General features: G+C 69.4%; 1 protein-coding gene and 1 pseudogene. Both read right to left on the bottom strand.

Annotated features, from left to right (window positions below; translation table 11 throughout):
- Nucleotides 1-12: 12 nt before the first annotated feature.
- Complete coding sequence (locus tag ACIRJP_RS42445; protein WP_404186577.1) at nucleotides 13-1,500, bottom strand: NF041680 family putative transposase; 1,488 nt, start codon at nucleotides 1,498-1,500, stop codon at nucleotides 13-15.
- 91 nt (nucleotides 1,501-1,591) lie between these two features.
- Nucleotides 1,592-2,224 (bottom strand): annotated as a pseudogene (locus ACIRJP_RS42440) (hypothetical protein); the annotation flags it as partial.

Below are 2,224 nucleotides of genomic sequence, written 5' to 3'. Positions count from 1 at the left end.
CTTGTCCTTTATCTACCAAGATCTGCCGAGCTTCCCGATGGCCTTGAGTGTCTCGGGGCGTTTGACGGTCTTGCCGACGTCGTAGCGCGGTGCCCGGTGTTTGTTCTTCGCGCCGGGTGGTCGTCCGGGGCCGGCGCCTCGGGGTTTGGGAACACGGGTCGGGCAGGCGAGGTGAGCGCGGATGTTCCTGAACCCTCGGCGGACCCGGGCCGGGGTGAGCCGGTCGGAGGTGGTGGGTTTCTCCCAGGGTCGGCGGAGGTCTGCGACGAGCGGCCGGGCGAGCCGGAGCTGGGTGTGGGCGACGATCAGGATCCAGGTCCAGCGGTCCGCGGCCTCGGGGGTGCGGAGTTTCGGGGTGGTCCAGCCGAGGGTTTGTTTCGCGAAGCGGAAGGTGTGCTCCAGATCGAAGCGGCGGAGGAATGCCTGCCAGAAACGGTCCACGTCGTCGGGGGTAGCGTCGGTCTTCGAGGACCATAACCACACTGGCGGAGCGTCCCGTTCCTTCGATAGGTGCTCGACCTTCAGTCGGATCAACGTGCCCTCGACCACGGGTAGTTCACCGTCGTGGTCGAGCCAGGAGGAGCGGTGGGTGAGCCGGGGGTGGACCCTGTCCCATGCCTGGGTTTCGGCCTTGCCGTAGTTGGTGGTGTCGGTGGCCGTGGTGATCGCGGGCTCGGGCCAGGTCTCCGGCTTGGTGAGGCGGAATTCCGGTCCGTGCTTGGGCGGCCGGCCGTTGACGCCGTGCATCCTCGGTGGTTTCGGCAGACGCATCACGCGGTCGGAGCGGACCCGGCCGACCATCTCGACCGGCAGGTCTCGCAGGACCCAGGCCAGGCGGGTGACGTCGTAGCCGGCGTCGCTGACGATCACGATGTGCGGGTCCCCGGTCTGCCACTGGCCCGCTGCGATGAGCCGTTCGACGACACCCCGCAGCTGGGCGGCGGTGACCGCGGTCGCGTCGTCCGCCGGGCCGAGCCGGACCGCGTCCAGGATCGCGGTCCAGGACGTGGCGCCCGGCTCCAGCACGGCGACGAAGGAGTAGGGCCAGCCCGGGATGAACTGCGATGCCGTCTTCGCCCGGCCGTAGACGTGGCAGAACAGGCGCTCGGCCGAGCACGGCGCGTCCGAGCGGAGCCACGGTGACACATCGACCGCCAGGACCAGGCGCCCGCCGTCGAAACGTGGCAGCGGCAGGCCGGCCAGCACGGTCCGCAGCCGAGCGGTGTCGATCCGGCCGTGGTTCAGGCCGCCGTACATCGCTCCGTGCCCACGACGGTGCTCGGGCAGCAGCGTCAAGTCCACCGGGGACTTCACGGCGCCGTCCGCACACAGCACCGCGTCCACGAGCTCGAACAACTCGTCGCGCCGGGCGGTCAGACACTCGTAGAACTCTCCCCGGAAGCGTGACGCTTCCGCGAACGCTTCCCTCCGGACGTCATCAGGCAGCAGACTCACCTCACGGCCTTCGTCGTGATCACGTGCACCTTGGTCGGAGCACATGATCAGACGAAGGCCGCCCCCACGTCCGGCGAACCCCCAGGTGAGCGACCCAGTTCGAGACACCGTTCGAGGTCGGAAGACACAGAGCAAGCTAAGGCTGGGCCAGCTTCTGGAAGAGCGCGCCGATCTCCACCCGGTTGGCGACCAGCGGGAGGGTGTCGAAGTACAACTCCCACTCACCGCCCGAGCCGAAGCGCTCCACGATCCCGAACGGGATGTCCTTGCCCTTCGGTCCGGAGACCGTGCCGTGCCACTCCACGTAGGTCGTGGTCCTGCCGAAGGCGACCTGGCCGGCCTTGAAGCGGACGTCCGCCGTGCCGAAGAACCGCTGGAGGTAGGCCCGCTTGCCGGCCTCCGTCGTCAGCGGAGCGTCCAGCCCCGGCCCCGACAGCCGTGCGTTTCCCATCCGGGCGAGTAGGGCATCGACGTCCTCCCCGTTCCATGCCGCCAGGCGGTCCGGGATCTCCGCAGCCCGCAAGCGCTCAGGCGCCGGGCCCCGGGAGGGAGCCGGGCCGGGGTCCGCGATCCCGTCGAACAGGCCCTCGGGCGCCAGCTCCGGGACCGTGTCCCGGAACAGGGCGTAGCGGTCGTAGTAGCGGCGGGCCTGGAGGGTCTTGCCGTCGTCCCCCAGGACATTGCGCGCGATCTGCGGGTAGGCCACCTTGTGGCCCTTCAGCGTGACCTCGTTCCACTGGCCGAACATCATGACACCGCCGTCGGCCAC

Source organism: Streptomyces sp. NPDC102437 (assembly GCF_044765565.1).
Classification (GTDB): Bacteria; Actinomycetota; Actinomycetes; order Streptomycetales; family Streptomycetaceae; genus Streptomyces.
Note: the sequence above shows the minus strand (reverse complement) of the source record. Positions and strands in the feature narration are given on the sequence as shown.